Origin of the sequence: Staphylococcus caprae (assembly GCF_002902725.1) — a bacterium.
Classification (GTDB): Bacteria; Bacillota; Bacilli; order Staphylococcales; family Staphylococcaceae; genus Staphylococcus; species Staphylococcus caprae.
The window spans coordinates 1-16,714 of record NZ_PPRT01000018.1; the positions used below are offsets into that span (position 1 = coordinate 1).

Here is a 16,714-nt window from a genome sequence, read left to right on the forward strand (position 1 = left end):
GTATGAAAAATAATTTTTTTATAGAAATAGATAAAATAATATAGGAGATTCTACATGGTTAGAAGAATAGAAGATCATATTGTATTTTTAGAGAAATTTATTAATGATGTAAATACATTGACAGCTAAGTTACTTAAAGATTTACAAAATGAGTATGGCATTTCATTAGAACAATCGAATGTGCTTAGTATGTTGAAAAATGAGTCTTTAACAGTGAGTCAAATTACTGAAAAACAAGGTGTAAATAAAGCGGCAGTAAGTAGAAGAGTTAAAAAATTATTAGATGCTGACTTAGTTAAATTAGAAAAATCTGATGTTAATATCGACCAACGTTTAAAAATTGTTAATCTTTCTGAAAAAGGTAAAGAATATATCGCTAAAAGAAAAGCAATCACGAGCAGTATTGCTAACGATATGACGAGCGACTTTTCAACTGAAGAAATTGAAAAGGTACGACAAGTACTTGAGATTATTGATCATCGAATCAAATCTTTCAACTCTAAATTTTAATTTATTCGAAGATTTAGACTATACATAGAATCACTCGTAGGAATATAATGATGTATGTGTAGATAATCGTTAAGAGATAAGACTAAATAAGTATTTATTTGATGATGAACTGTTTATATAATTTAAATAAGTATGTAACTTTCTTTTAATTAAAATACAATGAAAACTACATATAATGAGAATTGTATTTTTAATCTAACCTCTGTAAAATAAAACGGGTAGATAAAATAATTATATAATATGAATGTGAATTGAATGTAGTGTTAGAAATAGAGGTGATAGAATGAAACAATGCCCAAACTGTGGTCAGACAATCAGTGATGATAATAATCAGTGTCCTAAATGTGGGCAATCGCTACCAAAAAATAATAAAGCTAAACAAACATCATCTCATTCATTCAATGATAACGCTACGAACCTTAAATTACGTAGAATTGTTCCACTAGGAATTATCTTTTTTATTTTGATACTTATTGTCATTTTGTTCTTCCTTTTAAAGAATTTTAATTCTCCAGAGGCGCAAACTAAGATTCTAGTTAATGCGGTTGATAATAATGATACGCAAAAGGTTGCAACAGTGTTGAGTACAAAAGATAATAAAGTGGATCCGGATGAAGCGAAAGAATATATTAAATATATTAAAAGTGAAGTCGGCATGAAAAGCTTTAAGAGTGATATCAAAGAGACCGTCAGTAAATTAAACAAAAATAATTCTAGTGTCGCTTCTTATATTCAAACAAGAAGCGGTCAAGATGTTCTAAGAATAAGTAAAAATGGAACGAGATATTTATTCTTCGATAATATGAGTTTTACGGCTCCAACAAAACAACCGATAATTAAACCAAAAGAAAAAACTAAGTATGAATTTAAAGCAGGCGGTAAAAGTAAAACAGTCATCGCAGACGCTCACAAAAATACCCCACTTGGTAATTTCATTCCAGGTAACTATGAATTGCCAGCTAAGAAAACCACACAGAATGGAACGTTTAATGGTAAATTGAACTTCGATTTTAGAGATAGTAGTTCTGAGACAATTGAAGCATCCGAAGACTTTGATCAAGCGTATTTAAATATTAAATTAAAAGGCGCGAGCAAATTAAGTGATAGCTCTGAAAAAGTTAAAATTAATGATCGAGAAATGTCATATTCAAACTCAAAAGAATATGGACCATATCCTAAAACGAAAGATATTACGATTTCAGCGACTGGTAAAGCTAAAGGACGTACATTTAAGTCTGAAACTAAAACAATCAGTGCTGATGATTTAAAGGACAATACCAAAGTGACATTAGAATTTGAAAGTGATAAAATTAGTAGCTATGTTGAAAAGAAAGAAAAAGAGGAAAATAGTCTTAAAAACAAATTAACTCAGTTCTTTACCGGCTATTCAACAGCAATTAATACAGCTTTCGACATCAATGATTTTGATTTTATTTCAAGTTATTACAAGAAAAATTCTTCTATTTATAAACAAATGAAAAATAATTTTCTGACACAAACAAAAGTATCAATGATTTCTCCTCAAGTGCTGAGTGCAAGTAGAAGTGGAGATAAGATTAAAACCACAATCCAACAAATTGATTTAACAGGAAATTACGTTAATAAAGATTATGAATTAGAAATAGATTCTGATAACAGTAACATGCAACTTACAAAAGCAGACGACGATGAGTGAGCGCGTTCGTTTGTAGTCTAAATAAAGGCTGGGACATAATTAATTGTCTCAGCTTTCTTTAACATATTGGCAGTAGATGTCTGAATTAAAAGTTCGCTTATATCAAGCTTCTTTTAATCCTAGCCATCCTTGCCGGCGGGGCCCCAACACAGAGAATTTCTTTTTAAGAAATTCTACAAACAATGAAAGTTGGGTGAGGGACGATGAAAATAATTTTGCTAAATTATATTTCTGTCCCACTCCCTATTGCTACCATTTAGTAATATTAGTAATTATCGGAACACGTTTATGAAATTTAAATGTATGTTCGCTTTAGAAAATAAAAAAGGGGAGTTAATATTGGAAAATTCTCGCTCAACGTATCATAAATCTATACTATTTATTGTCATTTTAGGGGCACTCACTGCTATAGGACCCTTATCGATTGATATGTTTTTACCAGGTTTGCCTAATATTAAAAATGATTTTGATACAACAGCATCGAATGCACAATTAACGATTTCACTCTTTATGGTCGGTTTAGCATTCGGTAACTTATTTGCAGGTCCAATTTCAGACGCTTCAGGACGTAAGAAGCCACTCCTCATAGCAATGATAATATTTACGTTAGCGAGTTTAGGTATTATTTTCGTTACGAATATTTGGATTATGATTGAACTAAGACTGGTCCAAGGATTAACTGGTGGCGCAGGAGCAGTGATATCAAGAGCCATTGCAAGTGATATGTATTCTGGCAATGATTTAACTAAATTTTTATCCTTACTAATGCTTGTAAATGGTGTTGCGCCTGTGATTGCGCCAGCACTCGGTGGGATAATCTTAAGTTTTGCCACTTGGCGTATGGTTTTTATCATTTTGACTGTATTTGGATTACTCATGTTCGTAGGTATTTTATTTAAAGTTCCAGAATCTCTTGAAAATGAACACCGCGCCAATAGCAATATTGGAACAATGTTTAAAAATTTCAAAGATTTATTTGGCACACCACGATTTGTTCTACCTATGTTGATACAGGGCGTGTCATTTATATTATTATTTACTTATATTTCAGCATCTCCATTTATCGTACAGAAGATTTATGGTTTATCTCCATTCCAATTTAGTATCATGTTCGCGTTTATTGGCATAACATTGATTATCTCAAGTCAACTGACAGGTAAGTTAGTAGATTATATGGATAGTCAACAACTACTTAGAATCATGACGGCTATTCAAATTGTAGGTGTGATACTTGTTTCGCTGATATTGATCAATCATTTGAATTTCTGGTTATTAGCCATCGGTTTCATTATACTCGTTGCACCTGTCACGGGTGTTGCCACACTAGGCTTCTCAATTGCGATGGATGAAAGTAAGAGTGGTAAAGGGAGTTCATCTAGTTTATTAGGATTATTTCAAACGCTTCTTGGTGGTTTAATGTCTCCTTTAGTTGGTATTAAAGGTGAAAATGATCCTACTCCGTATATCATGATTATCGTCATTACAGCGATTATTTTAATCATTTTACAATTATTAAATATGAAAGTATTTAAAAAAGCTAAACCTAATCAATGATGTTGAGTTCCTTCTTCAAAGTGCTTGTTAGAAAGTCGTACTTTGAAGAGGGGAATTTCATTTTAGGTTTAGCTTTTATTATTTTATCGTTGTAGTTTAATTGTATTTGCGAGTAAGACGCTAGCGACGTCTTCAGGTGATTCTTTGCAACCATGACGTAACCAATCAAAAAGTATGCCAGCTTGACCACCAACAGAATAAATTACAAACATACGCTTATTCTGAATGGTTGTTTCATATCTATCCATTACTTTTTCATAGCATCGCTTTGTTTCATTAATATAATCAAGGGCAATTTCCTTATTAGGATGAATAATGAGTGTTGCTTTATAAAATGCTTCTTTACGCTTAATATATCGCGCAACGAGTAAGAAAAATTTATATAATTTTTTTTGATCTTGCTTGATATTATGAAAATCTTTATAGAATGAATTCAATATAGCCTTATATTTATTTAAATGATAGTTTTGAATTTTCTCTAATAAATGATATTTATCTTGAAAATGATCATAAAATGTCGAACGATTTACACCACTATAAGCACATATCATTTTGATTGTGATTTCCTCAAAAGGGTATTCTTCAATCAATTCAATAAGGCTTTTTATTATTTTATATTTCGCACGTTGTTTCATTGTTTCACCTGATCAATCTGAATAATATTTTTATATAATATGCTAACCAACACAATTGTGAAAAATGTTGGTGTTTTTTTTAGTGACACATCTCTATAATAGATAAAGTGAATTTTAAAAGCAAATAGGAGGATATATTCATGAAGAAAATGGTATTAGTGAATGTCATTACTATCATTGTTCTTGTAGTAATAGGTGTTCTAGGTTTCTGGTTCTGGAATAATGCAACAAGCTATGTAACTACAGACAATGCAAAAGTAGACGGAGATCAAATCAAAATCTCTAGCCCAGCTTCAGGAGAAATTAAATCTCTAGATGTGAAACAAGGAGATAAACTTGATAAAGGTGATAAAGTAGCTGAAGTTTCAGCTCAAGGCGAAGGTGGTCAATCTAAAGATATGAGCATCAAAATGCCTCAAAACGGTACAATCGTTAAAACTGACGGCATGGAAGGTTCAATGGCTCAAGCTGGTAACCCAATCGCTTACGCATATAATTTAGATGATTTATACATTACTGCAAACGTTGATGAAAAAGACATTTCTGATGTAGAAAAAGGAAACGATGTAGACATCGATATCGATGGTCAAAAAGCTTCTATTAAAGGTAAAGTAGAACAAGTTGGAAAAGCAACTGCAGCTAGTTTCTCATTAATGCCTTCATCTAACAGTGACGGTAACTACACTAAAGTGTCACAAGTCGTACCAGTTAAAATTTCTCTAGATTCTGAACCATCTAAAAATGTTGTTCCAGGTATGAACGCTGAAGTTAAAATCCATAAAAATTAAGGGGGTCATTTCATGACAACGACCTTCATTATTGTTTATATTGTTATAGCGCTCATACTTATTGGTCTAATTAACGTACTTTTTTCAAAATCAAGAAAAAAAGCTAAAGATCAAAAAGTGGAACAACGTTCGACTAAGGATTCTGAGAATCAAAGTTATCAATCTAAATTTAAAGCAAGTGATCTAGATAAACAATCTGAGTCTAACAATGCTTCAAGTCAAATCAGAAATCATTCTGATAATATCGAAGATGATAAAAGAAAACATCACTTCGAAACTACTAATGAGGGAGATCAAACATCTTCTAAAGCTACTAATGCAAATAGCAAATATGATGCATATCCTGGTTCTCTACGTCGCTCAGATCAACACGAAGATCAAGCGAATGATGAGAAACAAGATCATCAAAAAGATAATACTGAACAACCTAATGAAGAATCAGATGAAGTTTTAAATCCAATTGACCCTAACTCAGAAGAGGGTAGAGTCAATGAAAAGATTAAAAAACAAGAATCTAACTTCATTTTCGGTAAAGGTATTTCAAGAGGTAAAATTTTAGCAGCAATGTTATTTGGTATGTTCATTGCGATTTTGAACCAAACATTATTAAACGTTGCTTTGCCTAAAATTAATACGGAATTTAATATTTCTGCTTCAACTGGACAATGGTTGATGACAGGATTCATGTTAGTGAATGGTATTTTGATTCCAATCAGTGCATTCTTATTTAATAAATATTCTTATAGAAAATTATTTATTGTAGGTTTAGCATTATTTACAATTGGTTCACTTATCTGTGCGATTTCATTTAACTTCCCAATTATGATGGGTGGTCGTGTACTACAAGCGATTGGCGCAGGTATCTTAATGCCATTAGGTTCTAACGTTATTGTAACGATTTTCCCACCTGAAAAACGTGGTGTCGCAATGGGGACAATGGGTATCGCAATGATTCTAGCTCCAGCTATTGGACCTACTTTATCAGGTTATATCGTTCAAAATTATCATTGGAACATTATGTTCTATGGTATGTTCTTTATCGGATTAGTCGCAATTGTAATTGGTATGTTCTGGTTTAAACTTTACCAACGTACGACAAATCCAAAAGCTGATATTCCTGGTATTATATATAGTACAATCGGTTTCGGTGCTTTATTATACGGTTTCTCTGAAGCTGGTAATAAAGGTTGGGGTTCAACTGAAATCGTGACAATGTTTATTATTGGTACAATCTTCATTATCTTATTCGTTATTAGAGAGTTAAGAATGAAGGCACCAATGTTAAACCTTGAAGTATCAAAATATCCAACATATACACTTACAACAGTTATCAATATGATTGTTATGATGAGTTTATATGGTGGTATGATTTTACTTCCATTATATTTACAAAATTTAAGAGGTTTCTCAGCACTCGATTCAGGTTTACTTATGCTTCCTGGTGCTTTAGTTATGGGTGCTTTAGGGCCTGTTGCAGGTAAGTTATTAGATACAATTGGTATTAAACCATTAGCCATCTTTGGGATTGGTATTATGACTTATGCAACTTGGGAACTAAGTAAATTAAACATGGACACACCTTATCTTCATATTATGGGTATCTATGTATTACGTTCATTCGGTATGGCATTTATCATGATGCCTATTATGACAGCAGGTATGAATGCATTACCTGGTCGTTTAATTTCTCATGGTAATGCTTTTGTTAATACGATGAGACAATTAGCTGGATCAATTGGTACAGCGATATTGGTGACTGTAATGACGACTCAACAAACTAATCATGTTGCAGCATTTGGCGATGAATTAGATAAAACAAATCCTGTCATTCAAGATCATATGCGTGAATTAGCACAACAATATGGTGGCGAATCAGGCGCATTAAAAGTGTTATTAGAACATATTAATAAACTTGCATCTGTAGAAGGTGTTAACGATGCATTTATCATTGCAACTGTGATTAGTGCCATTGCCTTAATCTTAAGCTTATTCTTACAAAGTAAGAAAAAAGCACAAGCATCTGCTGAAAAAGCAAATGCTGAAGATAAAGCAGCTCACCAAGAGTAAATATTAATTAAGAGATAAAAAATTGTGTTGTGGGGGCACGATTTTTGAAGAATCGGTAACGTTCCGTCGTTATCGATTCTTTTTTGGGAGCGGGACAGAAATATAATTTAGCAAAATTATTTTCGTTGTCCCGACCCGGCAAGGATGGCTAGGATTGAGAGAAGCTTGATTCAAGTGCACTCTCAATTCAGACATCTACTGCCAATATGTTAAATGAGACTGATATATTTAATATTTTCTAGACTATTATGCATGCGCAAAAAGCGCAGGCGAACCATATTAAAAAGGCCTATCGATGACTCAGTTAAGAGTGATTGATAGGCCTTCAATTTATCGTATACGAGCTAGACGGTTACGGAAGAATAAACTAATAAATAATAACGCAATACTACAAGCAAGTAGAATTAATCCATTATGAATTGCATCAGCTTCCGTAATCACTTGATCTGGTGAAACACTTAAATAATATTTCTTAAGAGACTCTGAAATATTTTGAGCAATTGTATGAATGATATAACTGAAATACATAGTAATAAAAAGCATTACCGCTAAAATAATGATATTAAAAATTTTTAATAATGTTCGATTAAGAATGATAGTAATCACAGTTATAAACATACTAATGAGACATAACACAAAGAAAATATTAAAAACTAAAATAAGGTTATCTATTGAATGTTGTAAATCATTCATATCACCTAAATTAATATCTAAATTTCCAATTTTAGTAACAGTACCTTGGAAATTTCGTATTTCATGAAAATTAATCTTTTGATTAGCGAAGACTATATTAAAAATAGGTTGTTTTAACATACTATATCCTGTAATAGCAGTTAAAACTAATACAATAATATGAATAACGATACTTACCCAAGAACGTTTTTTCTTTCCATATTTTTTACCGCGATGCATTTCTTGATTACGAAATTGTGAATTGAAATCCCTTGGATTTTGATTTGCTTCAGTCACTATGATGCCTCCTTCAATCACATTTTTTCTATTTTTATCTTTTTAATATAATGTCTGTTATAATTGGCTTTATTCAAGTATCACTATCAGTAATAGACATCATTATTTAAAGATGCAATTGATATATGTATTATTATATCTTTTTTAAGAAAACGAATATACAGATTTAAGCAAATTGTTTTCTAAATTTAAAATTTGAAAAGGGGCAGGTTGGTCACGCTATGAAAAACTATTTAATGAATAGAGTCGTTAATAAATATATACTTCATAACAGATCTATTTTCTTTAACAGTGATGAAGAAATAGAACAATTTTTAGAGAAAAGAAGAACTGAAAATAGTAAAAAGCATAAACAACCGTCTACATTAAATGTAAAATCTAATCTTGATAAATTATCTCTAGGAGATATGCAAGTGTTTAGATTTAATTTTAGACATGAAGCTAAACATAAAATCTTATATCTCCATGGTGGATATAACACATTGCAACCGTCACCGTTTCATTGGAGATTATTGGATAAATTGGCTCTCAATACATTAAACGAAGTCGTATTACCAATCTATCCAAAAGCGCCGGAATATCATCTTGAAGATACCTATCAAGCTATCAAAAAAGTATACGATGAATTAGTTTCTGAAGTAGGTAATGAGCATATTGTGATTATGGGAGATGGTTCTGGTGGAGGATTAGCGTTGCGTTTCGTTCAATCCTTGGTTGAAGAACAGCAACCTGTACCGAGTAAACTATTCTTAATATCACCTTTATTAGATGCCACATTATCAAATAAAGATATTACTGAAGAATTAGAAGACAAAGATATCTTAGTGAGTCGATTTGGGGTTAATGAGTTGATGAAAGCATGGTCTAATGGCTTGCCACTAACTGATAAGCGTGTTTCTCCATTGTATGGAGAACTAAAAGGTCTACCTCCTGTATATATGTATGGTGGTGGTAAGGAAATTGGAAATCCGGACATGAAGTTGTTTGCGCATTTATTAGAAGACAATGGGCAGTACGTTGATTTTAAAGAGTATCCTAAAATGGTTCATGATTTCCCGATTTATCCTATTAGACAATCGCATAAAGTCATTAAACAAATTACAAAAGCAATACAACAATAAAATAGGACTTTGGAGGTGGTTCAAACTTCCAAAGTCCTTATTCATTATCCTATTCAATCATTGAATTGATATGAGTTACTACAAAGTTTTGGCCTTTTAAGTAATAAAATGAAGCGATGAATTCATCAAATTGATGTGGTATATCAGTAAAATTACTAAAAGTAAATTTCTTTTCTAGATTTTGATCTCTCACGTGCTTTTCATAATTATTATATTGAATGAGAAATTCTTCATCGATATGATTTTCCTCAATTAACGTTGAAATCTCATCAATCGCAAACTTTTGCCCTTGTAAGTAGCTCATATGAATTGCACGCTTGACGAGTTGAGACGCCGGTCCATTGATAACCAATTCTTTTTGATTATTTAATTCACTCAATTCAAATTTAACATCATCTTTTAAATCTATAAGTTCACTTTTAATGCGTTGACGTGTAGGCATATTTATTCTCCTTTTTTAGGGATACCAATTCGATGTCCCAGTTGTTTTGGCCATTCTATTTTTTCTTGCTCTGATTCATATGCTTTAATGAAATTCATATATTTCTCAGGAAATGCCGCAGAACGACGTTGCTTTGTATCAATGCCCATCATCATGACTTCATTTGTAGCTGCAACGGTACCATTTTCATGTAGCATTCTTAAAAAGAAATGCGTACGTTTATAATCATAATCATAAAGGTATAATTCAACTATGAATGTTTGACCTAATGACAATTCTGCTAAATACGTTGTATGTTCCTCAATAGTAAAAACGGTATATTGGCTTGCTTCTCTTTCTTCAAGATATAAGCCATGACTATAGTTAAATTCATTAACCACTTCACTAAATATCATATTGTAATACGCATCATGCATATGATTGTTATTATCAATTAAATCTTCGGTTACATTTCGGGTAACCTTGAATGTGTGAGACATCTCTTTTTCCTCCCATTATACCTAACACTATCTTACTAGATAAAATTAACACATACACGTAATTAAATTCATGATAAAATGTAACAGAGATAACAAGAGGGGGAAGTAAAATGACCTTAACCGTAAGATATCAATCATTAACACAACCTCTTACGGAAGTAGCAAATGTTCGGGATGTTCCTAAAGATGCGACAATTGTTTGGTATGATTTTGAAAATGCTACAGAACGGGAGAATGATTTTCTCAGAAATAACTTTAATTTCAACTATTTAGAAATTGATGATGCCATTACTGGTATACCTCGCGTGAAGTATAAGGAATATAAAGCATATCAGTATATGATATTCCATAGTATTATAGACTCAGATTACTCTCCAATTGCGCTTAACGTTTTTTTACAGGATAAAATTCTTGTAACGTATCATCATAAGCCCTTTAGATCATTGAAGAGAGTAGCTAAATATAATGCTGAAAATCATGATGCTGATTTGGACTGCGCAGATATAGTAATACATATACTAGATAGTATGGTGGATAAATACTTTGATTTCGTATATGGCATCGAGGATAAAGTTTATAATTTCGAAGCACGACATGTTGATGATCGGTATAGTAAAAGTGTGATGGAAAATGTCTTTCAATTACGTTCTGATTTGATTAAAATTAAGCGTGTCATGTTTCCGATGCAAGAAGTGGTTGATACGATTAAAAGTGAAGGCAATATCATTAAAGATGCTAAGCACTCAATGTATATTCAACATATCGACGATCATTTGATCAAACAACGAAGTGTCATTAGAACAGCGCAAGAGATGACAAATGAAATACGTGAAAACTATGAGTCATTTACTTCATTTAGAATGAATAGCATTATGCAAATTTTAACACTAGTATCAGTTATTTTCTCTCCGTTAACTTTTATAGCTGGTGTATACGGTATGAACTTTGATTACATGCCTGAATTAAAATGGCATTATGCCTATTTTGTTTGTCTAGGCGTCATGCTCGTGATAACAATTATTTTAATAATCTTTTTCAAAAGGAAAAAATGGTTCTAAAAGAGGAACAATCATATTATGAACTTTAACAAAGGATGGTATTTCAATGAGTGATTCACTGAGAGAACAAAGAAAAAATGAACATGTAGAAATTGCAATGTCACAAACTGATGCACCACAATCTGATTTCGATAAATTGAGATTCGTTCATCATTCAATACCTAATATTGATGTCAATCAGGTCGATTTAACGAGTCATACATCTCATTTCGATATGCAATTTCCAGTTTATATTAATGCGATGACTGGAGGCAGTGAGTGGACGAAACAAATTAATGAAAAGTTAGCTATTGTAGCCAGAGAAACAGGTTTAGCTATGGCAGTAGGCTCTACCCATGCCGCTTTAAGAAATCCTAAAATGGCTGAATCATTCAGTATTGCAAGACAAATCAATCCTGAGGGAATGATATTTAGTAATGTTGGCGCAGATGTACCTGTAGAGAAGGCTGTCCAAGCAGTTGATTTACTTGAAGCTCAAGCGTTACAAGTTCATGTAAACTCTCCTCAAGAATTAGTTATGCCAGAAGGTAATCGTGAGTTTTCAACATGGATGGACAATCTTGAATCCATTGTGAAACGTGTGAATGTACCGGTTATTGTTAAAGAAGTTGGCTTCGGAATGAGTAAAGAGACCTTTAAATCATTAGTTGAAATCGGCGTTCAATATGTAGATGTAAGTGGTCGTGGTGGTACAAACTTTGTTGATATTGAAAATGAACGTCGCACAAACAAAGATATGAATTATTTAACACAATGGGGACAATCAACAGTAGAATCTTTACTTGAAAGTACAGATTATCAGGATAAGTTGAATGTCTTTGCAAGTGGAGGCTTGCGAACACCATTAGACGCCGTGAAAAGCTTAGCTTTAGGTGCTAAAGCAGTTGGTATGTCGAGACCATTCTTAAATCAAGTGGAGCAAACAGGAATTACGAATACAATTGAATATGTAGAATCATTCTTAGACCATATGAAGAAAATTATGACGATGTTAGATGCAAAAGATATTGAAGCATTGAGACATAAGGATATCGTATTTAGTCCGGAATTAATTTCATGGATTGAGCAACGTAGTCTAGATATTCATAGAGGATGATAAATAAAAAGGGAGCGGGACAGAAATATAATTTAACAAAATTAATTTCGTTTTCCCTCTCCCAACTTGCATTGTTTGCAGAATTTCTTTTTAAGAAATTCTCTATGTTGGGGCCCCGCCGGCAAGGATGGCTAGGATTGAGAGAAGCTTGATGAAAGCGCGCTTTCAATCCAGACATCTACTGTCAATATGTTAAAAGAGACTGAGATATTTAATATGTCCCAGTCTCTTTTCTAATAATTGATGTAAATATTGTATCTAACTAAAGAACTGTATGAAGCCCATCACAATGATAACGCCAATTAAATCGATTAAGAAAGCACCTACGATCGGTACAACTAAGTATGCTTTTGGTGAGCTACCATACTTTTTAGTTATAACATCTAAATTAGCCATTGCGTTTGGTGTGGCACCTAAACCATGACCAATGAATCCGCCTACCATTACTGCGGCATCATAGTCTTTACCAAGACCTCTAAATAAAACAAAAATAGAGAATAAGACCATAAATACCACTTGTATCAGAACGATAATCAGAAGTGGAATCGCAAGTGAGTATATTTCAGTTAGTTGAATACTCATCAAAGCTAATGATAGGAAGATACCTAGGGAGATATCCCCGATTTGATCATTAATTTTTAAGTCTACAATATTCCATCCAGAGAGTTCTGAGACATTTCGAATAATTACAGCTACAAACATGGAACCTACATACATTGGAATATTTACACCTGTTAAATCAGTAAAAGTATTTCCAATATAAGTACCTAATGCCATACAAAATACTAAGATTGTAAACTGTATGAAAAAGATTTGAGTAGGTTTGAATTTATTATGTAGCGTTTTGTTATATTCAACTTCGCCATAATTTTTAAATGACTCATCACGATGTTCAGGTTTTAGGTTATAACGTTTAATTAAAAATTTGACGACGGGTCCACCGATTAGACCACCAAATACAAGTCCTAATGTAGCGGCAGCGAGTGCAGCAGTGACGGCTGAGTCAATACCCATATCTTGAATTGTTTTACCATATGCAGCAGCGTTACCGTGACCACCTTCCATTGACATTGATCCAGCAGTTAAACCTAATAGTGGTTGAATATTTAAAACTTTGGCTAATGAAACACCTATAATATTTTGACAAAAGGCCATAATTCCACAGAACATGAAATAAAGTAACATGACCTTTCCGCCAATTTTAAATAACTTAAATGATGCACCTAAACCAATTGTTGTGAAAAAGGCTAACATAAAGAAATCCTGAATAAATGATGCATCAAGTTTGATTTTAATAATATGTAAAGAATCGAGTATGGCTACGAGAATTGAAAAAAGTAATCCGCCAATCACTGGCGCAGGTATACAAATTCTCTTTAATATCGATACATGATTAACAATTGATTGTCCGATTAAATATAGAACACATGCTAAACACAAGGTTGTGATTGCATCTAACTCTATCATAAAATGCCCCCTTAGAAGTAGTCCCAAAACCTATGTTTAATACTTAATCTATATAATTATGTAAGCGTTATAAAAATGGCCATGTTAACCATTATACACGCGTATTTAAAATAAATCTAGATATTCAATTAATATTAATTATATATATCTAAAATTCTGAAAATATTAATTTAAATTATATTCCGAGTTAACAATAAATTAATATAGGTTCAACAAATTTGCATAATGTTTATAAACAGTACCTTGCAATGTACAGTAGTGAATGCTATATTGTTATTAACAGCTACTGTGTATAGTTTAGTAGTGGGTGATGCATAGGAGGTAGATACATGAATACTCAATTTAAAAAGGGCGCCTTAGAATTAATTGTTTTACTTATTGTAAAAAGAGAAGACCAGTATGGATACTCATTAGTACAAAATATTTCTCGTTATATGACGATTGCTGAGGGTACAGTTTATCCTTTATTGAGGCGTTTAGTTAAAAGTGGGGAACTTTCCACATACTATCAGCCCTCTACAGAAGGACCTGCACGTAAGTACTATAGCTTAACAGATCAGGGAGAAGAACGTTTAAATCTACTTAAAAATGAATGGGATTTATTTTCGAAAGCAGTGAATCAATTTATAGAGGAGAGTGAAACGAGTGAATAAAGATTCTTATTTAAAAATACTTAAAAGTCATTTAAAGCACATAGACTCGAATGAAAAAGACGATATTTTAAATGAGTATGAAACGCATTTCTATAGTGGTAAACAAGAAGGGAAATCCGAAGAACAAATCGCGCACGAATTAGGGTACCCCAAACTGATTGCGAAAGAATTGAATGCCACTGCTGCTGTGGAAAGGGCTCACAATAAAAGTACGGTGAATAATATCACATCAGCGATTATAGCCGTAATGGGGTTAAGTATTCTTAACTTTTTTGTCATTTTAGTACCTGCTGTGATGTTATTCTTCTTTATCTTTACGCTCATCGTTTTTACCATTTCTGCTTTAGCCGCACCTATCATGTTAATTGTTAAAGGATGTTTAGATGGTTTCAACTCAATTATTTTATACGATGTCTTCATGGCAGGCCTTATGCTTGGCATTGGTCTCATGCTTGTAACAATAACATTTTATATTATCAAATGGGTCTATATTTTAACTGTTAAATATCTTAAATGGAACGTATCCATTGTGAAAGGAAGTGTTCAAGCTTGAAGAAATTCCTTATTACATTATTTATTGTAGGCTTTGCGATGACAGTGATTTGTGGAATTGGTATATATGCTCAAGGGGAAAAGCTTTCTAAAGATAACCAATATAATGAAAAAGTAACAACGAATCTTTCAAAAATCTATAAACAAGATATTAAGTCCATTGATATTAATGCTAAGGAGAGTGACGTTACAATCAAAAAGGGTAGTCATTTTACGATTAAATCAAGAGGAGACGATAAAAATATTAAAGTTGATAGTACTGTAAAAAATAAAACGTGGACGATTAAGGATCATACAAAAGGTTCTCACATCAACTTTAGACCTCAAAATAATGATGAGAATCATATAACGATTACCGTACCAACTCAATTAGATAGTCTCCGTGTTAAAACTGATGTGGGTGATTTAAAAGTTAGTGATATTAAAGCACAGAGTGCTGAGTATAAAGCAGATTCCTCTGATATTTTAGTTAAACGTGGCAATTATCATCATCTTACAACTTATAACGATTCAGGAGATATTGAAACTGAAGATGTTGGATTGAAAAAAGTAAATTTATACAATGATTCAGGAGACATTATCATGAAAGATATGCATCCAGACGTTTTAACTCAAGTGAAAAATGATTCAGGAGATATTGATCTTAATTATAAACATGACCCTAAAAATAGTAGATTTGAAATTCACAATGATTCAGGAGATACAAATATTGATAATCAATTCTTAAAACATAAAAAAATAGGTAAGGGCAAAAATTTGATTCAATTAAATAACGATTCAGGAGATATCGATATTAAATAATAAATAAGCGAGGAAGCTCTGTACTGAACCCCAAAAGTTGGACTAAAACATCTAACTTTAAGGGGTGCATATCATGAGCGCCTCGCTTTACTTTTATTTCCATGTGTCATCAGGATTTTGAAAGTCAGATTTACGCATGCGTGATACATATGGATTGCCTTTAACAGTATAACGAAGTGGCTTGTGTGTCCATTCTCCTTTATTAGGAATACCAATTCTTCCACTTTCTACTATTTCTTTAGGATATTTTCTATTTTTAATATCGATGGAAAGGCGACAATCATTCAGCGTTGAACCATCTATAGCTCTAGGGATATTCAATGCTTTTGTCCATTTTCCTGGGCCGTTCGTTATTTCATAACCTGTTTTACCACGATTCATTTTCATCGCTTCTATACCATCTTCTGGTTCAATGGCACGAATTAATACGCCTTCTGGAACGCCTTGTGTACGTGTGACAAAATTGATGAGTAAGTGGGTATGCATCACATGTGCGTAAATCGTTCCTCCCGTTTTATAAAGAGACGTTACTTTAGGCGTTTGTTTACCACCGTAACCATGTGCGGCTTTGTCATTGAAACCTAAATAAGCCTCAGTTTCCACAATATAGCCAGAGTAGTATTGATTGTCATCTTGATATATGATTTTAACGCCTAATAAATCTTTAGCAGTTTGTGTTGTTGCTTTATTGATAAAGTCCACAATCATCTCACCTTAAAATATAATAAGAATACTTTATAGAAAATTTGAATTGAGAATTAAAATTTAAAATATACATTTTTATTAAAGAAATGTTTTGATATACTCAATATACAAGTTTCTACTATAGTTCACTCTTTTTTAATTT

Annotated in this window: 17 protein-coding genes; 11 read left to right on the top strand and 6 right to left on the bottom strand. The window is 32.4% G+C overall.

The genetic code is table 11. The annotated features are described in order from the left end of the window. Window positions 1–54 precede the first annotated feature (54 nt). The 3 genes from tcaR (at window position 55) to tcaB (ending at window position 3,739) form a co-directional block, all read left to right on the top strand. The gene (gene tcaR / locus CD155_RS03575; RefSeq protein WP_103212529.1) at window positions 55–510 is read left to right on the top strand and encodes a MarR family transcriptional regulator TcaR; all 456 of its coding nucleotides are present in this window, start codon (window positions 55–57) and stop codon (window positions 508–510) included. Between the two features lie 283 nt (window positions 511–793). After that, window positions 794–2,185: a membrane-associated protein TcaA gene (tcaA, locus tag CD155_RS03580; protein WP_103212530.1), complete on the top strand. Its 1,392-nt coding sequence runs from the start codon at window positions 794–796 to the stop codon at window positions 2,183–2,185. Window positions 2,186–2,488: 303 nt separating this feature from the next. Beyond that, the gene (gene tcaB, locus CD155_RS03585) at window positions 2,489–3,739 is read left to right on the top strand and encodes a putative multidrug effflux MFS transporter TcaB (protein WP_103212539.1); all 1,251 of its coding nucleotides are present in this window, start codon (window positions 2,489–2,491) and stop codon (window positions 3,737–3,739) included. An 83-nt stretch (window positions 3,740–3,822) separates the two neighbouring features. Here tcaB and CD155_RS03590 read toward each other — a convergent pair whose 3' ends face one another. Beyond that, window positions 3,823–4,374 carry a TetR/AcrR family transcriptional regulator gene (locus tag CD155_RS03590; RefSeq protein WP_002443957.1) on the bottom strand — a complete coding sequence of 184 codons (552 nt, stop codon included), beginning with the start codon at window positions 4,372–4,374 and terminating at the stop codon, window positions 3,823–3,825. Window positions 4,375–4,514: 140 nt separating this feature from the next. On the opposite strand from CD155_RS03590, the gene CD155_RS03595 reads away from it, so the two are divergent. Then, window positions 4,515–5,162, top strand: a complete 648-nt coding sequence (locus CD155_RS03595; protein ID WP_002443955.1) for an HlyD family secretion protein — start codon at window positions 4,515–4,517, stop codon at window positions 5,160–5,162. Window positions 5,163–5,174: 12 nt separating this feature from the next. After that, on the top strand, window positions 5,175–7,229 hold the full coding sequence (locus tag CD155_RS03600; protein WP_103212531.1) for a DHA2 family efflux MFS transporter permease subunit: 2,055 nt from the start codon (window positions 5,175–5,177) through the stop codon (window positions 7,227–7,229). 330 nt (window positions 7,230–7,559) lie between these two features. Here the strand turns inward: CD155_RS03600 and CD155_RS03605 are convergent, their stop codons facing one another. Continuing rightward, window positions 7,560–8,198, bottom strand: coding sequence for a hypothetical protein (locus CD155_RS03605; RefSeq protein ID WP_103212532.1), 639 nt, complete (start codon window positions 8,196–8,198; stop codon window positions 7,560–7,562). Window positions 8,199–8,419: 221 nt separating this feature from the next. On the opposite strand from CD155_RS03605, the gene CD155_RS03610 reads away from it, so the two are divergent. Beyond that, a complete protein-coding gene (locus tag CD155_RS03610; protein WP_103212533.1) occupies window positions 8,420–9,319 on the top strand; it encodes an alpha/beta hydrolase fold domain-containing protein in 900 nt (299 codons plus the stop codon). A gap of 49 nt (window positions 9,320–9,368) precedes the next feature. On the opposite strand, the gene CD155_RS03615 is transcribed toward CD155_RS03610, so the two are convergent. Next, on the bottom strand, window positions 9,369–9,761 hold the full coding sequence (locus CD155_RS03615; RefSeq protein WP_070871838.1) for a hypothetical protein: 393 nt from the start codon (window positions 9,759–9,761) through the stop codon (window positions 9,369–9,371). Between the two features lie 2 nt (window positions 9,762–9,763). After that, window positions 9,764–10,240 carry a thioesterase family protein gene (locus tag CD155_RS03620; protein ID WP_103212534.1) on the bottom strand — a complete coding sequence of 159 codons (477 nt, stop codon included), beginning with the start codon at window positions 10,238–10,240 and terminating at the stop codon, window positions 9,764–9,766. Between the two features lie 110 nt (window positions 10,241–10,350). Here CD155_RS03620 and corA point away from each other — a divergent pair, with 110 nt between their 5' ends. After that, on the top strand, window positions 10,351–11,298 hold the full coding sequence (gene corA, locus CD155_RS03625; RefSeq protein ID WP_070871840.1) for a magnesium/cobalt transporter CorA: 948 nt from the start codon (window positions 10,351–10,353) through the stop codon (window positions 11,296–11,298). Between the two features lie 46 nt (window positions 11,299–11,344). Continuing rightward, window positions 11,345–12,394: a type 2 isopentenyl-diphosphate Delta-isomerase gene (gene fni / locus CD155_RS03630; RefSeq protein ID WP_103212535.1), complete on the top strand. Its 1,050-nt coding sequence runs from the start codon at window positions 11,345–11,347 to the stop codon at window positions 12,392–12,394. 258 nt (window positions 12,395–12,652) lie between these two features. Here fni and gltS read toward each other — a convergent pair whose 3' ends face one another. Next, window positions 12,653–13,861: a sodium/glutamate symporter gene (gene gltS / locus CD155_RS03635; RefSeq protein WP_070830281.1), complete on the bottom strand. Its 1,209-nt coding sequence runs from the start codon at window positions 13,859–13,861 to the stop codon at window positions 12,653–12,655. Between the two features lie 329 nt (window positions 13,862–14,190). Between gltS and CD155_RS03640 the strand changes: the two genes are divergently transcribed. From CD155_RS03640 to CD155_RS03650, 3 genes are read left to right on the top strand one after another with little or no spacing between them, the layout of a single operon-like run. After that, entirely contained in the window at window positions 14,191–14,514 is a 324-nt protein-coding gene (locus tag CD155_RS03640; protein WP_070871842.1) for a PadR family transcriptional regulator, read from the top strand. Further along, window positions 14,507–15,067, top strand: coding sequence for a DUF1700 domain-containing protein (locus CD155_RS03645; RefSeq protein WP_103212536.1), 561 nt, complete (start codon window positions 14,507–14,509; stop codon window positions 15,065–15,067). Before CD155_RS03640 ends, CD155_RS03645 begins: the two co-directional genes overlap by 8 nt. Beyond that, window positions 15,064–15,867: a DUF4097 family beta strand repeat-containing protein gene (locus CD155_RS03650; RefSeq protein ID WP_103212537.1), complete on the top strand. Its 804-nt coding sequence runs from the start codon at window positions 15,064–15,066 to the stop codon at window positions 15,865–15,867. The genes CD155_RS03645 and CD155_RS03650 overlap by 4 nt, the downstream gene beginning before the upstream one ends. A 93-nt stretch (window positions 15,868–15,960) precedes the next feature. Here the strand turns inward: CD155_RS03650 and CD155_RS03655 are convergent, their stop codons facing one another. Further along, on the bottom strand, window positions 15,961–16,569 hold the full coding sequence (locus CD155_RS03655; RefSeq protein WP_103212538.1) for a DNA-3-methyladenine glycosylase: 609 nt from the start codon (window positions 16,567–16,569) through the stop codon (window positions 15,961–15,963). Window positions 16,570–16,714: the final 145 nt, after the last annotated feature.